The following is a 226-nucleotide window of genomic DNA, read 5'->3' as shown; positions in this document are numbered from 1 at the left end:
CGCGCCCGTCGTCGCCGGATTGCCGTCGCCGCCCTTGCCGCCTCGGCCGCCGATCATCGTCCCGGTGTTGGTCAGGATGGCCGTACCGGCACCGTTGCCATTGTAGCCGCCACCGCCGCCGCTGCCGCCGAAGAGGCCACTCTGTCCGTCGTGACCGTTCGGATCGCTCGCGGTACCTCCAGTGCCACCAGGGAGACCGCTGAACGCGCTACCGCCGTTACCGCCC

General features: G+C 71.2%; 1 pseudogene. It reads right to left on the bottom strand.

Annotation, left to right across the window (positions count from 1 at the left end):
• Positions 1 to 226 (bottom strand): annotated as a pseudogene (locus CWO89_RS46780) (PE family protein); the annotation flags it as partial.

The organism is Bradyrhizobium sp. Leo170 (assembly GCF_004296405.1).
Classification (GTDB): domain Bacteria; phylum Pseudomonadota; class Alphaproteobacteria; order Rhizobiales; family Xanthobacteraceae; genus Bradyrhizobium.
The sequence above is the reverse complement of the archived record's forward strand: the minus strand, read 5'-3'. Positions and strand labels throughout refer to the sequence as shown.